Source organism: Mycobacterium deserti (assembly GCF_025345615.1).
Lineage (GTDB): Bacteria > Actinomycetota > Actinomycetes > Mycobacteriales > Mycobacteriaceae > Mycobacterium > Mycobacterium deserti.
The window spans coordinates 41,636-60,927 of the sequence record NZ_JAODWD010000003.1; the positions used below are offsets into that span (position 1 = coordinate 41,636).

A 19,292-nucleotide genomic window follows, 5' to 3' on the forward strand; every position below is an offset into this window, starting at 1 on the left:
CGGAAAAACTAGTGTGACAACGTGGCAAGCGCCAATCACCGTCATCGGTGATGGCTTCCCCGGCCGCTCGTCGATGAGCTCAGTGCGCCCGTGCTTGACGCAGCAGGTGCACGGCCTTCGGTCCGACGCCGTGCAAGGCGAGAAGTTCGTCAAGATCCGCCGGCAGGTCTGCGCTGGCGCGGTAACCGGCGTCGAGCAACGCGCCGGTCGCGGGACGACCGATCTGGACACCGTCGAAGACTGCGCCGCGATCCTCTGCCTCGGTCATGCGCCGAGGATAGGCACCTCGCCGGCGATTGACCACGCGATTGGCGATGCTGTGACATAAGACCAGAAAACAAGCGCTGGAACATATCTCGCGGGGATCTGCGTCCTGACGTAGAGCTCGGCACTCGAACTATCAGTCATGCCTGCGAGCCGCAGAAATCGCTGCGTGTGGATTTCCCCGTAGCGGGGTACTGGGTGTACATGTGTACACTCAATACGGATCACGCACGACGGAGAGGTGGGACCACCTGTGGCTGCGACGCTGCGTGACTTGGTCCGGTGGAGCGTCAAGCCCGCCGAGAATGTCGACACCGCCAGAACCCCGAAGGTCAACGTGCTGCGAGGGTTGGCCGCGCGCGCTACCACGCCTCTGCTGCCCGACGACTACCTCAAACTGCTCAACCCGTTGTGGACCGCACGGGAACTGCGCGGAGAGATCGTCGACGTGCAGAACGAAACGGCGGACTCCGCCACGGTGACGATCAAGCCGGGCTGGGGATTTTCGGCGGACTACAAACCCGGCCAGTACGTCGGTATTGGGTTGCGGGTCGACGGCCGTTGGCATTGGCGGTCGTACTCGCTGACCTCGGTGCCGGTGCGGGATAAGAAGCTCATCACGATCACCGTGAAGGCGACGCCCGAGGGATTTCTGTCCACCCACCTGGTCGACGGCGTCACGCCTGGGACGATCGTTCGACTCGCGGCGCCCAAGGGCGATTTCGCACTGCCCGACCCGCCGCCGGAGAAGCTGTTGTTCGTCAGCGCGGGCAGCGGGATCACCCCGCTGATGGCGATGCTGCGCTCGCTGACCGCACGCGGGCAGAGCCCCGACATCATGCATCTGCACTCCGCGCCCTCAGCGGAAGAGGTCATCTTTCACGACGAGCTTCGCGCCCTGGAAGCCAGCCAGCCCGGCTACAAACTGCACCTGCAGCTCACCAAGGAGGACGGCAAGCTCGATTTCGAGCGCCTCGACGATCTGGTGCCGGACTGGCGGGAGCGGCCTACCTGGGCGTGTGGTCCGACACCCATGCTGGACGCGGTCGAGTCCGTCTGGGACGCCGAGGGATTATCCGATGACCTGCACATGGAGCGGTTCACGATCGCCCGCACGGACAAGGGCGGCGAGGGCGGCACGGTCACCTTCTCGATCTCTGACAAGACCATCGAGATCGATGGTGCGACTTCGCTTTTGGAGGCCGGCGAGAAGGTCGGAATTCAGATGCCGTTCGGCTGCCGAATGGGGATCTGTCAGACCTGCGTTCTGCCCTTGGAAGACGGTCACGTCAGGGACTTCCGGTCCGGCGACGAACACGGTGCGGGCGACCGCATCAACACCTGCGTGTCGACTGCCTCCGGCGACTGCACGCTCAAAATCTAGGGGGATCTGTGGCTATTACCGACATCAAGCGCTACGCGCACCTGACCGCCGAGGACGTCGAGGCGCTGGCGCGGGAGCTGGACGCCATCCGCACAGACATCGAAGAGTCCCGCGGAGAGCAGGACGCCCGCTACATTCGCCGCGCGATCCAATTGCAGCGCGCGCTGGCTGCGGGCGGCAGAGCGGTGCTGTTCTTCAGCGGCAACAAGGTGGCCTGGACCGTGGGCACGGCGATGCTGGGCGTCGCCAAGATCATCGAGAACATGGAACTCGGGCACAACATCATTCACGGCCAATGGGATTGGATGAACGACCCGGAGATTCACTCCACCGAATGGGAGTGGGACACCACCGCTCCCGGCACCCATTGGAAGAAGTCGCACAACTTCATTCATCACAAGTACACCAACGTCGTCGGGCTGGACGACGACATCGGCTACGGCATCATGCGGCTCACCCGTGATCAGCGCTGGGAGCGGTGGATGATCGGCAACCCGATCTACAACCTGCTGCTGGGCACACTGTTCGAGTGGGGTGTCGCGGCCCACGGTCTCGAGACGACGAAGTACCGCAAGGGAGAGAAGTCGCTGGCCGAGGTGCGCAAGGACCTGCGGATCATCGGCAAGAAGGTCGGCAAGCAGGTCGGCAAGGACTACATCGTGTTCCCGGCCTTGTCGGGGCGCAATTGGAAGCACACCCTGCGCGCCAACGCGGTCGCCAACCTGATTCGGAACTACTGGGCCTACATGGTGATCTTCTGCGGGCACTTTCCCGACGGGGCGGAGAAGTTCACGAAAGAGGAGTTCGACAACGAGACGCAGGCCGAATGGTATTTGCGACAGATGCTGGGGTCAGCGAACTTTCATGCCGGCCCGGTGATGGCCTTCATGAGCGGCAACCTGTGCTACCAGATTGAGCACCATCTGTTCCCAGACCTGCCGAGCAACCGTTACGCCGAGATCAGCGAGCGGGTGCGCGCGCTGTGCGACAAGTACGACCTGCCCTACACGACCGGATCGCTGGGCCGCCAGTACATGCAGTCGTTCTGGACGATCGCGAAGCTGGCGCTGCCCGACAAGCTGCTCAAAGCCACCTCCGACAATGCGCCGGAAACGAACTCGGAGCTCAAGTTCCGGATTCGCGACGGCATGCGGGAGAGCTTCGGCATCGATCCCGCCACCGGCAAACGGCGCGGTCTGCGCACCGCGATGCGCGAACTCGAGAACGGGGCTATCGCCACCGCGTGAGGCTGGCCCGCGATGTCATCGCGGCGCAACTGAGGTCGGCTCTGTCGCGACGTCGGTCTCGGGTTCCCTCCGGCGACGAGTCGCCAGCACGCAGCCGATCGAGATCAACACCAGCGCGCCGATATTCCACGCCGTCAGTGGTTCGTTGAGGACGATCACCCCGGCCGTCAGCGCCACTACCGGATTGAGATAGGTGAACACCAGCGCGCGGGCCGCGCCGACCTCGCGGATCAGCGCGAAGAACACGATGAACGCCAGTGCGGTGCAGATGAGCGCCAAGCCGGCTAGCGCCACAAGCACACGGGTGGACGGCAACTCGTCCGGCCATGTCGCCGCGGCCGGCCCCGCATACACCAACGCGGCGAAGGTGAGGCAGACCGCGGTCATCGGCAGCGTCGGGACGTCGGCGAGGCGACGCGCGGCGATCAACGGGGCGATCGCGTAACACAGCGCGACGAGGAGCACCTCGACTATCGGCCAGGTGCTGCCGCCGATATGGGGGCCGGCGAGTACCGCGACCCCTGCTATGCCGACGGCAAGTCCGAGCACCCTTCTCGGACCCAACGTTTCGCCGCCGGTGAGGCGGTCCAATACGGCCGCGAAGATCGGCGCCGCCGCGATGAGCAGTCCGGTCATCGAACTGGTGAGGTGGCGTTCGGCATCCGACAGCAGCCACCATGCCGCGATGATTTCGAAGAACGCGAACCCCAGCAGGGCTGGCCAATGGGTGCGCACGATCGCCCACGTTCGACGCGAGAGCGCCAGCGGAAGCAGGACCGCGGCACCGACGGCGACCCGCGCGAAGACCAGCACGGGCACCGACACACCTTCGACCGCGATCTTGATCAACAGATACGGGATGCCCCAGATGATGCTCATCGCGACGAACAGGATCCATCCGCGCGAGCTCACGTGGTCACATTAGGAGTCGGCACCGACAATTGTCGTGTGAATATCCGCAACGCCGAGGTAGCGGCCGCAGTCGCCGCTGCCGGTATCGACCCGCAGATCACGATCCTCGACGCCGAAGCCAAGACGGCCGCCGCGGCCGCCGCCCAACTCGGGTGCGAGGTCGGCGCGATCGCCAACAGCCTGGTCTTCGACTGTGACGGTGCACCGCTGCTGGTGATGGCCAGCGGCGCCCATCGCGTAGACACCGATGTGCTTGCCGGCGTGCTGGGCGCTTCGTCGATCGGCAAGGCCAGTCCCCGCGTTGTGCGCGACGCGACCGGTCAGGTCATCGGGGGAGTGGCACCGACCGGTCATCCCCGCCGGTTGCGCACCGTCGTCGATCAGACGCTGGCTCGCTATCCGGTGATCTGGACGGCGGCGGGCACTGCCGACTCGGTGATGCCGCTGACCTACGATCAGCTGCTGGCACTCACCGAAGGCGTTGCCGTTCAAGTGCGCTGACGGGTTACTGCGAATGCTTTGTCAGCTCCGCGTACCGGGTGAGGTGGTAGTCGGTGGAGCCGAACTCGTACTGAACGGCGGTCAATCGCTTGAAGTAGTGACCGATCGCCAGTTCCTCGGTCATGCCCATGCCGCCGTGCAACTGCACTGACTGCTGCCCGATGAAGCGCGCGGCCCGTCCGACGGTGGACTTGGCGGCCGATACCGCCCGCGCGCGCACAGTCGGCTCGGCGTCCAACTTCAGCACGGCGAGGTAGACCGCGGCGACCGACTGCTCCAACTCCATGTACATGTCCACCATGCGGTGCTGCAGCACCTGGAAGCTGCCGATGGGCTGGCCGAACTGGTGACGCTGTTTGGCGTATTCGACGGTGTCCGACAACACCTTGCGCATGCCGCCGACGGCCTCGCTGCAGACCGCCGTCGCGCCCTCGTCGCGGGCGCGTTCGATGGACGGCCACGCCTGGCCCTGCTCGCCCAGCAGCGCGTCATCCGCGAGGCGCAAGCCATCGAACGTCATGTCAGCCGCGCGGCGGTCGTCGACGGTGCGGTACGCGTGCATCTCGACGCCGTCGCGCTCGACATCGACAAGGAACAACGAAATTCCGTCAGCGGTGCGCGCTGTCACCAGCAGGTGGGTCGCCAACGGCGCACTGGCCGCCACGATCTTCTCGCCGCGCAGCACCCATCCCTCACCGTCGCGCTCGGCTGTCGTCGACACGTCGCGCCAGTTGTCGCCCGACGACGGCTCCGTCGCCGCCAATGCGACGATTGCGGAGCCTCCGACGATGCGCCCCAACAGTTCCGTCGCTGCGGGGCCACCCGCCCGCTGCAGCAATCCACCTGCCACCACCACAGTGTCCACGTACGGTTCCACCGCCAACGCGTACCCGAGCGCTTCGGCGATGACCATGACTTCGATTGCGCCACCGCCGATTCCGCCGATCTCCTCCGGCAATGCGGCACCGAGGATACCGAGTTCTTCGGCGAAACCGCGCCAGATCTCAGGTTGCCATCCGGGTCCGGTCTTAGCGGCCGCCCGACTCTTCTCCAAGTCGTATCGTGTCGACAGGAACTTGCCGAGCCCATCGCGCAGCAGTTCCTGTTCGTCGCTCAGTTTGAAGTCCATTACAGTCCCAACGCCGCCTTGGCCAGAATGTTGCGCTGAATCTCGTTGCTGCCTGCGTAGATCGAACCGGCTCGATCGTTGAAGTACCGCAGTGGCGCGACCGCCTGCCATGGCTCGCCGCTGACGTATCCGTCCGGTGGCGGTGCGAATTCGGCCACCGGTCCGCCGGGGAAGGTGGCATGAGGCTGGTACACCCGACCGCGCGGGCCGGCCGCCTCCATCGCCAATTCGGTGAGCGTCTGGCTCAATTCGGTCGCCAACACCTTGAGCATCGAGGCCCCCGTGCCGGGGTTCTTGCCTTCGGCGACGGTGGCCAGCACCCGGTATTCGAGAATCTCGAGAACCTCGGTGCGGATCCTGGCATCGGCGAGTCTGCGGGAGAACGCGGCGTCGTCGATCAGGCGACCACCGCTTGGTGCGGGCTGATCGGCTGCAACGGTGGCGATCTCGTCGGCCATCACCTGAAGCGCGGGCGAGGAGGCACCGCCCCCACGTTCGAATTCCAGCAGGTACTTCGCGACCGTCCAGCCGTCGTCGATCTCGCCGAGCACGTTCGACTTGGGCACCCGGACGTCGTCGAAGAACACCTGATTCTGGACTTCCTCCCCTGAGGTCATCACCAGCGGGCGGATCTCGATGCCCGGCGACGCCATGTCGACCAGGACGAACGTAATGCCCTGCTGCTTTTTCTGGGTGCGCGATGTGCGCACCAGGGCGAACATCCAGTTCGCCTCGCGCGCGTGCGTGGTCCAGATCTTGCTTCCGGTGCACACGAGGTCGTCACCGTCGGCGACCGCCGCCATCGACAGCGCCGCCAAGTCCGACCCCGCCTCGGGTTCGGAGTAGCCCTGGCAGAAGAACACCTCGCCGGTCAGGATCCGCGGGAGGAAAAAGTCCTTCTGCTCGTCAGTGCCGAACTTGACCAGCGCGTGCGCCACCATCCGGATGCCCATCGGCGACAGGGACGGGGCGCCCGCGAGCTGGGACTCCCTGCTGAAGATGTAGTGCTGGGTCAGGCTCCAGTCGCAGCCGCCGTACTTGACGGGCCAGGCCGGCGCGGCCCAGCCACGCTCGTGAAGGATCCGCTGCCATTCCATGCTCGCCTCGTGGTCGGCGTACACGCTCGTCATGAGGCGGCCCGCCTGGCGCAGTTCCGGTGTCAGCTTGGCGTCCAAGAAGGCCCGCACCTCTTCGCGGAATGCCAGGTCGGCCTCCGACCACGTGAGGTCCATCGTCGATCCCCTGTCTGCAGAGTTGCCAACAGAGTAAACCTAGTTAGTTATGTGGCGACAGTCGGGCCTGCTGATGGTGCCGATGGGGAGCCGGCGCACAACTGGTGTGTGCCGACTGCCGGCGGACCGGTAATAATCGAGGCATGGAGCGGCGGCGACGAGACAAACAGGCCGGCCAAACACCGATGGCGCTCCTGAAGGAACTGCCCGCCCTCGTCGTTCTCGAACGTTTGCCCGTCCCGGTTCTGGCGATCGCAGAGGACGGCGCGATCCTGTTCGCCAATGCCGCCTTCGCGGACATGCTCGGTTACACGGCAGAGGCGCTCAAGGCGCTGAATTTCCGGGACATCTTTCACACCATGCCGCCCGACGAGCCGGTCGTCTCAGTGGTACGCGCTCACGCCGACCTGATCGTCGAACTGCTGCATCACGACAAGTCGATCGTGCGGGCCAGGATGAGCAAGTCCGCTCTCCTGCGTGGCGATGACCCGGTAGTGCTTGCGACATTCCAAGACTTGACCGAGCGGTTGTGGGTCGAGGAGTTCTAGCCGTCAGGTCTCGGCGGAGGTCGCGGTGTGGCGCATCGTCTCTCGCGCCAGGAACTCGCGAAAATAGGACTGGGACTCCTCGGCAACGACTGCCGGCAGTAGCACATCCCACACATGGGCGATGCGGGGGAGCACGTCGGCTCCCGAAGACGTTGCGCTGGCGAGGACTTCGGCGCCGATCATCGCACTCACGATCACCGCGCTGACAGCCCGCGGATCGAGATCCGAGCGCAGGTCGCCCTCGTCGATCGCGTCCGCCACCCGCCGGGACATCTCGTCGAGCCAGCCGTTGTACGTACGGGCAGCAGCGTCATTGAACTCCGCAAACGCCCGCATGAGCTGTGTCCCACTGCGCGCGACACTGTCGGTGCCGAGCATGTCGGCGACCACGAAAACGCCGTGGATCACACACTCCAGGGCAGGCGCCGAGGACTGGCAGATGTTACGGAAGGCGTCGAACAGATTTGCGCTGCCTTCCTCGATTATTGCGGTGGCCAACGACTCTTTGGACTCGAAGTGGTAGTACAGCGCACCCTTGGTCATCTCTGCGCGCTCGATGATGTCGCCCAAACCGGTAGCGGGGTAACCCATCTCGTTGAACAGATCCACCGCTGAGGTGATGATCCGACGACGGGTGGCCTCGGATCGGGCTTGCCGCACCATTGTCCGAGTACCCTCCGGAAGCTCCTACGGCCCTACCGGGTGGTGATGGCCCTGGACGGGCATCTTAATTCATGGGGTAAGAATCCTCAGAGCGGCGTCGCCTTCTTGACGGCCACGGCCGTGCGCCGCTTGATGAACTCTTGGAGGTAGTCGACTCGGTCCCCGTCGACGAAGCCCGGAAGAATGAGGGCCCACGCCTCCTGCAGGTCGGCCAGGAACCGCTCCGGCTTGGCCAGGTCGCTGGCCTGCCGCAGACCCATGTACATCGACACCAGTAGGCGGGCCACAGCCTCGGGATCATGGCGCTGCGGAATGTCGCCTTCCTCGACCGCCTTTTGGGCGATTGCGGCCAAGGCGGCGACCCAGTCGCCCAGAATGCTCAGCTGCAACCCGTCGGTGCGGCCGATCGACTCGAGCAGGTTCAACCCGGCGCGCGCCGACTCGTCGCCGATGTCGTCGATCGCGATCAGATACGACATGTCGATGAGCGTCTCGAGGCCCGACAGGCGACGCGCCAACAAGCCCTCGACGGCTCCTCGGGCGCCCGCGGCGCACTGCTCGACGATCGCGGCCGCCAGTGCGTGCTTGGAGCGGAAATGGAAATACATGGCGCCCTTGGTGACCTCTGCGTCGGCAAGGATGTCATCGAGGCTCACCCGGCTATACGACCGGTGTGCGAACTGATGCGACGCGGCCCGGAGTATCTGTTGCCGCGTGGTGTCCGATCGTCGATCGATCTGGTCGGTCACAGCGGGACCTCGGAATCTGAAATGTGGCGCCGGACGGAAGGTAATCGTGTTTGCCGTAAATTAATCAATTCCGCGATTCTTTCATCCGCGACACGCGCACGCATAACCAAATCTGGCAGCTCACGCTTTTCCGGGGGCGACACCCTTCGTACTTTCGCGACGTCAAGCCGCGTTGACCGTTCGTAGCTCAAGACTCTAAGTCATTTCGATGGCTCCATTTCATGCGAAAAGTATGTAAGGTACCTCTTGTGATGACTCGCGGTCGGATGCTCGACGGGTGGCAGTCGCTGGCGGCCGACGTTGCTGGCCGGCCCGCGGCACCGGCGAGTCCACTATCGCTGCAGCGGGGGCGGCGATACTCTCATGCTGTTGCCATAGTCCGCGTCGGCAAACCCCCTCGAATCCCAGCGTGGACTGTGGCAACTTCACTTGAACAGCGAGAACAGCACGTTCGCGACCAGCAGTCGACCGTACAAGCAACATAGGGGTAGTTGACGGTGGAATGGGTGGAATGGGACACAGAAGTCGACTTGGTATGCATCGGCTTCGGCGCCGGCGGGTTGGCGAGCGCAATCTCGGTCGTTGATGTCGGCGGCGACGTGTTCCTCGCGCCGTCAGCCGGCGGCGCTGCGCAGCAGCAGATCGGCACGCACCCGTGGCTGGCAGACACGCCCGACGTGGAGACCCAGAATTATCTTGCGGAGCTGTCGGCCGACCTCGGCCCGCTGCGCCGGTCACGCATGGACGTCGACGTGCCCATTCGAGTGGCCCACGACCCGGCCCCGGCCGAGAACACCCGCACGGTGCCGCCGTTCGTCGGCTCCAAGCTGCGGGAGTGGACGGCACGTTGTTTGGCGTCGCCGACCGGATACCTCTATACGCGCCTGTCGAATTGGCAATCGACTCCATTGCAGACCTCAGACGGAGATCTCATCGAGGTCGCCGAACTCGGCACCATGCGAGTCGATCCGGGCAATGTCGGTGGCTCGCTTCTCGAGTGGCTCGCCGTCGAGGCGCGCAAACGCGATATCGAGGAGCGTCGCGACGCGACATTGCAACGCATCGTGTTCGAAGAAGGCATGGCGGTGGGCGCGCTATTCGACACCAATGACGGTCCGCTGGCGATTCGGGCCCGTCACGGTCTGGTTGTCGGGGCCGACTCGTCGAGCGTCCACACCAAGACGCCTCGCCACCTACCGGCGGACGGCACCATGAAGGTGTGCATGGTCGGCCGTTATGCCAGCCGGTTCGGGCGCGTCGAGCTGCTCACCTCGGAGCCCCTCGACCAAGACGTTCCCTCTGTCTGCCGGGTGCCCAATCGGCAACTGCATGCGAACATGCACGAGACGCAGGCCCACTCACACGTGTGGCGTTGCGGAAAAATGCAGGGGTATCCGCCCCTGAGCCAGTAGCGCCGCCATCTCGCCCCCTGGGACCGGGCGTGACAGGAGGAATCCCTGCGCACGATGGCATCCGTGCCGTAACAACGTCAAAGCGGCCGTCTCGGTCTCGACTCCCTCAGCGACCAGTTGCAGGTCGAACGCCTCCGCCAGCGCAATGACGGCGCGCACGATGGCGAGATCGCCCGCGTTGAAACCGAGTTCACGCACGAAGCTCTTGTCGATCTTGAGTGTGTCGACCGGCAGGGATTTCAGGTGAGACAACACGCTGTATCCGGTGCCGAAGTCGTCGATGGCGACTCGTACTCCGACGTTCCTCAGGCCCGCGAGCGTTATCCGCGTCGTCTCGATGTCTTGCACGACAACGCTTTCGGTGATCTCCAGACAGACCGAACCCCCGTCGAGCCCGAATTCCTCGATGATGTCGGCAACTGACTCCACGAAGCCGTCGGTGACCAACTGAACCGGCGAGACGTTGATTCGCAGCACCGCATCGTGTCCGACACCCTGTGCCCGCCAGCGTGCGAACTCCGCACACGCCGAGCGCATCACCCAACGCCCCAGTTCGCCTGCCAGGTTGATCGATTCGGCGACCCCGATGAACGCATCCGGAGACAGCAGACCCCGCGTGGGGTGTTGCCAGCGGACCAGCGCCTCGGCCGCGAGTATCTCACCGGTGCGCATGTCCACCTCGGGGAGGTAGTGCAGTAGCAGCGCACCGTTCTCGATCACGCTCTGCAGGTGGAGTTCGATGTCGTTGCGGAATTCGATGTCCAGCGACATCTCGTCGGAGAACACCGCGATCTTGTTGCCGCCGGAACTCTTGGCGGTGAGCACGGCCTGGTCGGCTCGCCGCAGGAGATCGGACGTGGTGTCGCGACCGGGAAAACCGAGCGCCACCCCGATGCTGACCGTACGGGTCAGCATCTCGCCGTCGATCGCCACGCGTTCGCGCAGGATCGACTGCAGTCGGTAGGCCAGCGCCTCGGCGGTATCGGACTCCATTGGGGCCGCCGGCACGACAACGAACTCGTCACCACCGAGCCGGGCGATCAGGCTCCGGCCGTCAGTGCCTTCCCGCAGGCGTTCGGCGAGAACCCTGATGAACCAGTCGCCTGCGGTGTGACCGAGGTAGTCGTTGATGGCTTTGAGTCGGTCGAGGTCGAAGAACAACGCCGACACAGGTCCGGGCATACCTGGAGCCAACCGCTCATCAAGATGGGCGAGTAGCGCGCGACGGTTGTGCAGGCCGGTCAGGTCGTCGTGCTCGGCGAGGTAACGCAGTTGATCCTCCGCCTCCACGCGCGCCTGAAGCTGGGCGAATAGTGAAGCAATTGCCTTGAGCGCGTTGAGTTCTTCTGCGCGCCAATCCCGATCGCCCCACTTGACGAAGCCCAGCACGCCCGTGGTGACATCGCCCGAGAGAAGCGGCACACACGCCATCGACGTGGGAGGAATATGGCGATTCTCCTGAATTCGGCGCTGGTAGTCCTCGGTAGCCGGTTCCGGGCGGAAGACGGCCGGTTCCTTCAGGTGCTCGGCGAGTGCGAAAACCGGGTCCGCCTCGTCGAAATAGACCACCGCAAGGGGGTCCGGATCCGGCACGTTCGGTCTCAGGGGCCAGTCAGCAACCAATTTTGTCGCGCGGATGTTGTGATCGTTGTGTCGAAGGAAACTGGCATCGACATCGAAGTGCGCGACAAGGTCGGCGAGGACCTTCCTAGCTACGTTGACCGAGGTAGCCGCATTTACCGCCATCAATTGCGTGGCGACGGCGGTGACAACCAGATCCAGGCTGTTGGACGTACTCTTCTCGGACATTGACTCCGAGAATACTGGCACACCGTGCCGCGAGGCGGACCTTGGGCAAACGCTCCGCCGGAAACGCGGGCGGGCGCGCACTGACACCGTCCGATGATCGGTTACCCGGGGGTGCTCCTCGCGCCGTGAAGGCGGCGGCGCCTACTACGCACCGACGGTGGCCCGGCGTGCGACAGCTTGAGGACCAAGACCAGCGACTCGTCGGGTTCGATTGCGCACAGTTGACGGAACCGCCGACGCAGACTGCGGAGTTCGGGCGCGAATCGTGCCGACATGCCCGACAACTCGTCATCCGATATCGCGTGGAGGAACGCCGGTGAAATCGGCTGAACGGCGAAGCCGCGTTGTTGGGCGGCGATCCATACCACCTCGACAGCCGCGCCGCCCCGGGCGAAGTCGAGTAGTGCGCTTCCTTGGACGGTGATCACGCCGATCGCGGAGGCATTGCAGATCTGTTCTCGCACATTGTTTCCGAGTGCGACGCCGGCATCCCAATCCTCGAGATGGGCCATCACCTCAGGGCGCCGAAGGATGTCGAGGACGGCCACATCGGCCGGATCCAATTCCAGGCTGTCGACGTCGATTCCGCAGTCCGCCGGTTCATCGCCCGGCCACCGCAACTCGGCGAACATCTCGCGGTGCAATGCCGGCGTGAGGTAGCGGACCCGGTCGGCCGCCGCGAAGACCTCCGCGACGTCCTGAAGGTCGCCGTCAGCGGTCAGCAGGCGCAGTCGTCCACCTTCGTCAGCTGCTGCGGCCCTCAATGACGCGTCGACTTCATAGCCGATGGCCTGTCGGACACCAGGACGTCGGTTGGTTGTGCGCTCGAGCATCGGCTTGTACAGCTGTTCCAGCGCGTCGTCGTGGCCGCCTCCGAGGCGAATGACCGCGGTCAACTGCGAGTAGGGCTCGTCGGCCAGCCAGTCCACAGAACCAACGGCACGGTGCGCGGCTGCGGCGACTCTGGCGTTGAACACCGCCGCGCCGACGGCTACTGCGCTACCGCGCCGGCCCACGTCCATCAGTGACGTGTATCCAGTGTCGATGCTGATGCGGACCTCATTGTCGGCTGTCTGAATACTCCACGGCTGCATGTTCCCGCCGGATGGGGCACGCGTCGCGGCCGCGGCCACCACTTCGACAAGCCCGCCGGGGTTCGGCGGCTCGTCGGCCACTTCGACTGGCGAACCGTTTATCTCGGTGTGACTGGGTGCAGCCGGCTCTTGCAGAGCGCTGAGGGTCGCCGCGATGTCGATCCGGGCCTGGCCGGACGGGATCGCCTCGCCGACCGCGATCCTGCGCACGGCTTCGGCCATCACGGCGGCACCCAGGACGACGTCTCCCGCCAGCTGGGGCCATGAGGAGAGCGTCTGCCCGACTTCCACGAAAGATGCGGCCAAGCGAGGTGATACACGTTCGGCGTCGAGGTGACGCAGCATGTACGGAATCTTGTCTTTGACTGCCAAACCCGCGAGCTGCGTCGACGTCACGCCGCCGAGGAGTCCATGCAGAATTGGGCGCTCGGGCTCGAGATCGAAGCGCTCGACGTCGACCAGGCCCCGATCGCTGGTACACATCAGGACGGGCAACCGGCGCTGCCGAGCGGCCTCGCGGACCATGACCTTGATGTCCATCGAGTCACATTCCTCGACCACGACGTCCAGCCCGTCGAGGAAGGCGTCCAAGGTGCCGGTGGTCACGCCGGCCGTCATGACCTCGAGGCGGATGTACGGGTCCAGCTCTGCTATCCGGCGCGCCGCCACGATCGCCTTGTTCACTCCGACTTCGAGGACCGTGGCGGGGATCCTGTTGAGATTGGAGAGTTCGAGCTGGTCGAAGTCGGCGAGTCGCAGTTCGCCGCAGAGACCCTGCTGTGCCAGCGCATGCGCGATGACATGACCGACGCTCAACCCCGCGACGCCGATGCGCAGTTCGCCCAGGCGCTCTTGCTCCCCAGGCGTGATGAGGTTTCGGTTGCGGTCCAGGCGCACGGTGCGATACGCCCTCGGCCCCAAGATTCCGACAACGGATTGCCGCCACGGGTAATAAGCCCACCGCGTCGGCTCGTCCAACAGCGATGACGCCGGGCTCGGGCGCAGTTCGCGAAGGCAACGCAACTGTTCCTCGCGACTGTCGACGAGCACGATGCGGGGATCGCCGAGGAGCTGATCCAAGACGGCGTCGTCGGCGGGATCGCCGGGAGACAACAGCACGGCTCGGAAGGGTTCCACTTCGTCGGCTTGGGTCATTGGGTCTCCGGGTGGATTGCTTGGCGCTCGTTCGGCGCGGCGTGGTGCGGCGTCAGGACCGTCGCCGAACGTGGGCGCGGATCGGACCGCCCGCGATCATGCTGAAGTGCAGGGCCACCGGAAAGTCGTCCTCGAGCGAGCGGATCTCCGCCTGACGGACGAGGGTCGCCAAGCCCAAGGTGGCCTCCATCATCGCGAAGTGATCGCCGATGCAGGATCGCGGTCCGCCGCCGAATGGCAAGTACTGCCACCGATCTCGGGTGGCGGAGTTGGCCGCACTGAACCGGTCGGGGTCGAAGGCCAACGGGTTGTCCCACAACGTGGGGTCGCGATGTACCGCCATTCGCCCGATCAACAACATCGTGCCGGCCTTGACGCGATAGCCACCGACATGCAGGTCGCGGCACGCCATGCGGGTCCCTGTCGGCGCTGGTGGACACAGCCGTAGGGCCTCGCGCACAACTTGGACCGTGTACGGCAGTTGGGGGAGGTCGTCTGGCGTCAGCTGCCGAGCCGGCAACTCACCCACTTCCGCGGCCAGCCGGTCCTGGCATTCTGGATTGCGTCCCAGCTGCCACAGTGCGTAGGCCAGGGTGGTTGCGGTGGTCTCATGTCCGGCGAACAGGAAAATGATCAGCTCATCGCAGATCTCGGCGTCGGTCAGCCTTCGGCCGTCTACTGGATCGGTCGCCGCGATCAAGGCGTGGACAAGTGGCGCCTCTCGCTCAGGATCAGCTCGGCACGCATGCAGAATCTCTTCGGTCAGCCGGTGAAGTCGGGCGCTCTCGGACCGCGCGCGTCGGCGGGCGGGTGTGGGCAGCCACCATGGCGCGCGCACCGGTCTCAGAGCGCGACTCATCGCGTACTGCAGCGCTGCCGTGAGCGGTTCGGACACCTCGTGCGCGCGATCGCGGAGATCGACACCGAGTACCGATTGACCCAACGCCCGAATGGTCAACTTGCGCGATTCGGCGTCGAGATCGACTTCGTTGTCGATCCAAGTCTCTGCTACGGATTCGGCGGCCAGTGCCATGTGGCCACCGAATTCGTGAACCCGTTGTTTGGTGAACACCGGTTGTAGAGTCCGTCGGCGCGGCTGCCACAGCTTGTGCGGGAGGTCCGCGAGATTCGACCCGAGCGCGCGACGAAGTTCGACGAAGACGGGCGTGGTCTTGTCGACCGAGTCATCTCTCGGGGACAAGACGTCGCGGATCGCGTCGGGTGACGTTACAAGCACGACCGGCGGCATCAGCCAACGCGGACCGAGGCTGAACCGGGTGACCGGTCCACCCGCCTCTCGCAACTCATCGATGCCTGTGTGAAACGTGCGCACGGCCTGTAGGCGTCGTTTGTGGGGCAGCGGGTTCTTCGGAGGCAGGGGAAGCGACGCGAGATCAGGCTGTGTCTCTTGCCGCATGTACTCCTCCGCTCTGCACCATGGGGTTTTCAGACAGCCGGTAAGCACTGGAGGCATCTGTTGATGGCCCCCGAGGTGAGCCGCTCGACCTCCACCGCGGCGGTAGTCTCGAAGGCAAATATAGTCTCTGCCGGGTGATCGGCCCGGTCGCGCGTTGGGCCTCAGAACGGCTTAGCACTGAAACCCCACCGCAGCGTTGCGGCGTCGCGGGCCGCACGACCACGCAGACGCGCGCCTTCGGTCTTTGGACCAGCACCGTCGTGGCGCGGGCCGTGCGTCCAATAGGCCTGTAGGTAAGGCACGGGTCGGGGGTGGCCACGTTGCAGGTCCGCTAATCCCGCGAGTTCAAAAGCCGACAGAAGCTCCGCCGGGGTGAAGGCCGCTGCCTCGCTCGCGATCGCGTCGTCGCGGAGGATCGCCGGGGAACCAGGATCAACGCAATCGAGCATATCTGCGGTAGTGGAAGGATTCCGTAGACGAGCAAAATCTGTGATCCACACGGCGGCAGCGTTTTTCGCGCGCACGGCAGCGATCTGACGGACCGCGGCTTCGAGGGTGCTGCCGTCCGGCAACTGGTGCAGGGTCCACATGCAGGAGACGCCCTGCCATTCGTGGTCGAGGATGCGGCCGGGCAGCGCGGTGATGTCGGCCTCAACCAGTTCGACGCGGGAGTTCAAGCCCTCGGCGACAAACAGGTCGCGCGCTTTCGCCAGCATATTCGGCGCCAGATCGACGGCTGTCACGCTGATGTCAGGCCGACGGCGCAAGATGGCGCTGATCGCTCGACCCGATCCGACGCCGAGATCGAGCAACCGCCCGTGAGGGGGGATGAGGCGATCGATAGCCCGGGCTCCGAAGTCGTAGATCGCCTGCATTCCCGGGTTCGTCGCGCCGCCCAGGTGGAAAGCGTCGACCGATTCCGGCGCGTTCATCACCATCGGTTCCGGAACGCGTTCACGACCGGCTGGGTAGCGCCGTTCTCGTAGCGCTATGCCCGGTATCCGCCACAGTGGCCTAATCAGCGGCATTCGATCGCGTCCTTTCTGCTCAGGTGCTGCACCTGACTCTCTCACTAGGCGGTCGCTGTGACGAATGCTATTGCGCTGCAACCGATACCGCATTCGATGCGCATCGGCAGTCAGCGCGTCGAGCGCGTTGAGCGCGTCGGGATGGCCGGGCTTTCGGAAGCAGTGCGCCCCGGTGAAGTCCGTGTCGATGGGTTTGCAACTCACACGGTGCTCGCTTGCCGCACTGCGCCATCGCGGAGTGGGTCGAGATGCCGGTTGAGTGCCACGATCTCGGTGAGTGTGGTCGCGGACTGTATCGGTTCAGCATAGTTGGCGAAGGTATTGCGATCCCACCACATAATCTTTGTGCGATATCGATCGTCGGGATACGGCGTTGCGGGGATCCGTGCTGCGACAACGCCGCCAGAGGAAATCCAACGCGCGATCACGTGCGATGCGGCGGTTGCCATCGCGAATTGCGCATTTAACGCCGCCGTCGAATGTAGGGGGACGCGCGCGAGCACGTCGGTCAATGACCGGTTCCGATCGATATCGTCGGTCACCCACGCGGATTTGATCTCCACCACACCGAATGGCAGCCGGTCGGTAATCATTTTGTGCACTGCCGGCAGGCCAGGTTGTCCAGCCCATTCGACCAGGGCATGGGATTCCTGGGCACTTGTCAACGGGCCTTTCGCCCGGACTCCGCCGACGACGCGCCCCGCGCTGTCGATCGCCACCCAGAACAGGCTGGTGTCGTCGCCATGGCGGATCGCCGCCACATCGAGCACCCGCTCAACGCCGTGCTTGCGATAGCTACGGGCGGCGCCCCGCAGAAACTCATACCAGAGCTCGCGGTCAATGGCGGGCTGCGACATCACCAGCGTGCATTCCGCGACCTCGTCCCACCAACTGATGCTGTGCGCCAAGCGCATTTCGTCGTATAGCGGGGCGTCGAGCTGAGGAACGGTCATAGTTTTCCCATCCTTCGGGCAACCGGCCGACAAAGGGTGCGCCGGTTCGTTGTCAGGTATCGGAATGCGTTGGTTTGCGAATACCCGACACCCAGTATCTCGCCACACATCACTCGGAATCCAGCTAGCGCCCCGATCTTGTCCTGCAAATCGATTGTGGCGCGTAAATGCCGGTTCCGGGTCAAGATCAGCGATTGTCGTTCGGCTATCACATCTCAGAACAATTAACAGAGGTAAAACATGGTGCGTACGGCCATGGGCGAACTTGGATGCCGACGGCAATACTTTCCGCCGCCGAGGTGCCCTCGGCAAGACGTATTTTTCGCTGCCGCTGTGTCGAGCCAGTTCAATTCCCGCTGTGGGCCTCTGCGGACCCGGATGACCCGTGTGACCACCGTCGACCCCCGCTATGTGACACCCTGATGCAGGTGGGGAGCCAGTACCCCGAGACGGGCAGGGGGAGTTTGCCAGCGAAGGACGTAGGAAGGCTTCTGCTGCGCTGCGACGACCGCCCCGGACTGGTCGCAGCGGTGAGTGCCTTCCTCGCCGGTGCAGGGGCGAACATCGTGTCGCTGGACCAGCATGCCACCGAGCAATCCGGTGGCACGTTCATGCAGCGAACGATCTTCCACCTGCCCGGGCTGACGGCTGCCCGCGACGAGTTGGAGCGCAGTTTCGCCCGGGAGGTGGCGTCGAAGTTCGATATGGACTTCCGGCTGACGGAAGCGGCCAAGCCGAAACGCGTCGCGATCATGGCGTCAAAAGAGGATCACTGCTTATTGGACCTCTTATGGCGTAACCGGCGCGGCGAACTCGACATGTCGGTGGTGATGGTGATTTCCAATCACGCGGACCTCGCCGATCAAGTTCGACCATTCTCGGTGCCTTTTCTTCATGTGCCCTCGACGAAAGAAATTCGTCACGAGGCCGAGCAACGACAACTCGATTTGCTGAAAGGTAATGTCGACGTCGTAGTTCTCGCGCGGTACATGCAGATTCTGACCCCGAATTTCCTCACCGAGGTCGGTTGCCCACTCATCAACATCCACCACTCTTTCCTTCCGGCATTCATCGGCGCCGCCCCGTACCGGCGCGCGAAGGAGCGCGGGGTCAAGCTCGTCGGAGCGACGGCGCACTATGTGACGGAAGATCTCGACGAAGGCCCGATCATCGAACAGGACGTGGTGCGAGTCGACCATCGCCACAATGTCGAGGACCTGGCCAGGCTCGGCTCAGACGTGGAACGCCTCGTGCTGTCGCGTGCGGTGCTGTGGCACTGTGAGGACCGCATCATCCGATTCGGCAACCAGACGGTGATCTTCTGAAGAAGGAGCGGCAGTGAGGACATTCAGCGGGCTTGACGAGTTCAGTGCGGCGCAGGGCAGCCAGCTCGGCCCCACGGAGTGGCTCGAGGTCACTCAGGAGCGCGTCAACCTGTTCGCCGAGGCCACCGACGACCACCAGTGGATTCACGTCGATCCTGAGCGGGCGGCCAGTGGGCCTTTCGGCGGGGCCATCGCGCACGGTCTGCTGACCCTGTCCCTGCTGCCGCGCTTCATGCATCAGCTTTACACCGTCGAGAACATCGCTATGGCGATCAATTACGGCTACAACAAGGTCCGCTTCATCACGCCGGTGAAGGTCGGCGCCAAGGTGCGGGCGCGCGCGGAGATCTCAAAGGTCGACAAACTCGAGGGCGGCGTGCAGGCGACCATGACTACCACGGTCGAGATCGACGGCTCGGACAAGCCCGCGGCCGTCGCCGAGTCGATTGTCCGCTTCCTGGGCTGAGTAC

Annotated in this window: 18 protein-coding genes; 7 read left to right on the plus strand and 11 right to left on the minus strand. The window is 64.4% G+C overall.

The features are described 5' to 3' along the window. Positions 1 to 79: 79 nt before the first annotated feature. A complete protein-coding gene (locus N4S67_RS11495; RefSeq protein WP_260993122.1) occupies positions 80 to 268 on the minus strand; it encodes a helix-hairpin-helix domain-containing protein in 189 nt (62 codons plus the stop codon). A 237-nt stretch (positions 269 to 505) separates the two neighbouring features. On the opposite strand from N4S67_RS11495, the gene N4S67_RS11500 reads away from it, so the two are divergent. Together N4S67_RS11500 and N4S67_RS11505 are read left to right on the plus strand one after the other, a co-directional pair. Continuing rightward, positions 506 to 1,648 (plus strand): ferredoxin reductase, encoded by a 1,143-nt coding sequence (locus N4S67_RS11500; protein WP_313959941.1) that lies wholly within the window; start codon positions 506 to 508, stop codon positions 1,646 to 1,648. An 8-nt stretch (positions 1,649 to 1,656) separates the two neighbouring features. Continuing rightward, the gene (locus N4S67_RS11505; protein WP_260993123.1) at positions 1,657 to 2,895 is read left to right on the plus strand and encodes a fatty acid desaturase family protein; all 1,239 of its coding nucleotides are present in this window, start codon (positions 1,657 to 1,659) and stop codon (positions 2,893 to 2,895) included. A gap of 15 nt (positions 2,896 to 2,910) precedes the next feature. On the opposite strand, the gene N4S67_RS11510 is transcribed toward N4S67_RS11505, so the two are convergent. After that, positions 2,911 to 3,807, minus strand: coding sequence for a DMT family transporter (locus tag N4S67_RS11510; protein ID WP_260993124.1), 897 nt, complete (start codon positions 3,805 to 3,807; stop codon positions 2,911 to 2,913). Positions 3,808 to 3,843: 36 nt separating this feature from the next. Here N4S67_RS11510 and N4S67_RS11515 point away from each other — a divergent pair, with 36 nt between their 5' ends. Next, positions 3,844 to 4,308, plus strand: a complete 465-nt coding sequence (locus N4S67_RS11515) for a YbaK/EbsC family protein (RefSeq protein ID WP_260993125.1) — start codon at positions 3,844 to 3,846, stop codon at positions 4,306 to 4,308. Between the two features lie 4 nt (positions 4,309 to 4,312). On the opposite strand, the gene N4S67_RS11520 is transcribed toward N4S67_RS11515, so the two are convergent. Both N4S67_RS11520 and N4S67_RS11525 read right to left on the minus strand, forming a co-directional pair. After that, complete coding sequence (locus N4S67_RS11520) at positions 4,313 to 5,437, minus strand: acyl-CoA dehydrogenase family protein (RefSeq protein ID WP_260993126.1); 1,125 nt, start codon at positions 5,435 to 5,437, stop codon at positions 4,313 to 4,315. Next, on the minus strand, positions 5,437 to 6,669 hold the full coding sequence (locus N4S67_RS11525; protein WP_260993127.1) for an acyl-CoA dehydrogenase family protein: 1,233 nt from the start codon (positions 6,667 to 6,669) through the stop codon (positions 5,437 to 5,439). Before N4S67_RS11525 ends, N4S67_RS11520 begins: the two co-directional genes overlap by 1 nt. Before the next feature lie 185 nt (positions 6,670 to 6,854). On the opposite strand from N4S67_RS11525, the gene N4S67_RS11530 reads away from it, so the two are divergent. Next, a complete protein-coding gene (locus N4S67_RS11530) occupies positions 6,855 to 7,217 on the plus strand; it encodes a PAS domain-containing protein (protein WP_260993998.1) in 363 nt (120 codons plus the stop codon). A gap of 3 nt (positions 7,218 to 7,220) precedes the next feature. Here the strand turns inward: N4S67_RS11530 and N4S67_RS11535 are convergent, their stop codons facing one another. Together N4S67_RS11535 and N4S67_RS11540 are read right to left on the minus strand one after the other, a co-directional pair. Beyond that, complete coding sequence (locus tag N4S67_RS11535; RefSeq protein ID WP_260993128.1) at positions 7,221 to 7,880, minus strand: ScbR family autoregulator-binding transcription factor; 660 nt, start codon at positions 7,878 to 7,880, stop codon at positions 7,221 to 7,223. An 86-nt stretch (positions 7,881 to 7,966) separates the two neighbouring features. After that, positions 7,967 to 8,629 carry a TetR/AcrR family transcriptional regulator gene (locus N4S67_RS11540; RefSeq protein WP_260993129.1) on the minus strand — a complete coding sequence of 221 codons (663 nt, stop codon included), beginning with the start codon at positions 8,627 to 8,629 and terminating at the stop codon, positions 7,967 to 7,969. A gap of 506 nt (positions 8,630 to 9,135) precedes the next feature. Here N4S67_RS11540 and N4S67_RS11545 point away from each other — a divergent pair. Beyond that, positions 9,136 to 10,041: a hypothetical protein gene (locus tag N4S67_RS11545; RefSeq protein WP_260993130.1), complete on the plus strand. Its 906-nt coding sequence runs from the start codon at positions 9,136 to 9,138 to the stop codon at positions 10,039 to 10,041. Here the strand turns inward: N4S67_RS11545 and N4S67_RS11550 are convergent. The 5 genes from N4S67_RS11550 to N4S67_RS11570 form a co-directional block, all read right to left on the minus strand. Next, on the minus strand, positions 9,988 to 11,850 hold the full coding sequence (locus tag N4S67_RS11550) for a putative bifunctional diguanylate cyclase/phosphodiesterase (protein ID WP_260993131.1): 1,863 nt from the start codon (positions 11,848 to 11,850) through the stop codon (positions 9,988 to 9,990). The two genes, N4S67_RS11545 and N4S67_RS11550, sit on opposite strands and share 54 nt — an antisense overlap. A gap of 101 nt (positions 11,851 to 11,951) precedes the next feature. Then, entirely contained in the window at positions 11,952 to 14,099 is a 2,148-nt protein-coding gene (locus N4S67_RS11555) for an Rv1355c family protein (RefSeq protein ID WP_260993132.1), read from the minus strand. A 52-nt stretch (positions 14,100 to 14,151) separates the two neighbouring features. Then, complete coding sequence (locus N4S67_RS11560) at positions 14,152 to 15,516, minus strand: cytochrome P450 (protein WP_260993133.1); 1,365 nt, start codon at positions 15,514 to 15,516, stop codon at positions 14,152 to 14,154. A 161-nt stretch (positions 15,517 to 15,677) separates the two neighbouring features. After that, on the minus strand, positions 15,678 to 16,748 hold the full coding sequence (locus tag N4S67_RS11565) for a class I SAM-dependent methyltransferase (RefSeq protein ID WP_260993134.1): 1,071 nt from the start codon (positions 16,746 to 16,748) through the stop codon (positions 15,678 to 15,680). Further along, complete coding sequence (locus N4S67_RS11570; RefSeq protein ID WP_260993135.1) at positions 16,745 to 17,497, minus strand: hypothetical protein; 753 nt, start codon at positions 17,495 to 17,497, stop codon at positions 16,745 to 16,747. The genes N4S67_RS11565 and N4S67_RS11570 overlap by 4 nt, the downstream gene beginning before the upstream one ends. Before the next feature lie 422 nt (positions 17,498 to 17,919). Between N4S67_RS11570 and purU the strand changes: the two genes are divergently transcribed. Next, complete coding sequence (gene purU / locus N4S67_RS11575; RefSeq protein ID WP_390893336.1) at positions 17,920 to 18,822, plus strand: formyltetrahydrofolate deformylase; 903 nt, start codon at positions 17,920 to 17,922, stop codon at positions 18,820 to 18,822. 13 nt (positions 18,823 to 18,835) lie between these two features. After that, the gene (locus N4S67_RS11580) at positions 18,836 to 19,288 is read left to right on the plus strand and encodes a MaoC family dehydratase (RefSeq protein ID WP_260993136.1); all 453 of its coding nucleotides are present in this window, start codon (positions 18,836 to 18,838) and stop codon (positions 19,286 to 19,288) included. The last annotated feature ends 4 nt before the right edge of the window (positions 19,289 to 19,292 follow it).